At 62.6% G+C, this 725-nt stretch carries 1 protein-coding gene and 1 pseudogene; both read right to left on the bottom strand.

The window, feature by feature from the left end:
- Positions 1-70: 70 nt before the first annotated feature.
- Positions 71-268 (bottom strand): annotated as a pseudogene (locus tag VQ02_RS36540) (BrnT family toxin); the annotation flags it as partial.
- Positions 269-444: 176 nt separating this feature from the next.
- Positions 445-725, bottom strand: a 281-nt coding sequence (locus VQ02_RS33810; RefSeq protein ID WP_048448661.1) for a TetR-like C-terminal domain-containing protein, incomplete at its 5' end; no start/stop codon positions are given.

Raw genomic sequence — 725 nt, forward strand, 5'->3', positions numbered from 1 at the left:
GTGACGGGACGTTTCAAGGCTTCTTCGAGTGTGATCTTTGCCATTCCGCGCGCTCCTTGCGGTTCGCTGGTCAAGCCGTGATGATCCATCGCGTATCGCCACGATCAGTGTCGACAACCGTGACGAAAACCTCGTTCACCTGCCCGATGGCGATCATACGAACTTCTCCGTAATCCTGCCGCATGTCCGTCTTCACGAGGACGGGACCCGCAAAAATCGTGACGGCGTCCGCGAAATCGATGCCGCGTTCCGTCAGAACCTTGTCCTGCTTGCTCGGATCTCAATCGAAGTTCATCCTGGGCTTCGCGTCTCCAGAAAGCTCCCCGCCCGCCTCTGCAGCCCAAGAGAGGGTGATTCCGCGAGAGTTTCGCGAGAGACAGATATACGCTGCCAGCGCCCCTCAGTAAAGTAAACGCCGGGTTCCCTTGCTGCAACACGCGGTTCCTAGGGCCGCAGGAACCGCCCGACCAGCAGCCGCGCCAAGTCGCGCGGCGGTTCGGGGGTGAGGACGGCGAGCTTGTTGGAGGTGGAGAGGGAGGCGAGCCCATGAAGGCCGGCCCAGAGAGTCGCCACCGCCTGTCGTCTCTCGCTCACATCCGGGATCATGGGTTCGAGCACCCCGTCGACGAGGTCGGTGGCCTGGGCGAGGGCGGCGGCGTACCAGTCGGGAAAGGCAGAATCCGGCGCCAGGGAATGCTCGAAGACGAGGCTCCAGACACGGGGGT

The sequence above is a fragment of the Methylobacterium variabile genome, from assembly GCF_001043975.1.
Lineage (GTDB): Bacteria > Pseudomonadota > Alphaproteobacteria > Rhizobiales > Beijerinckiaceae > Methylobacterium > Methylobacterium variabile.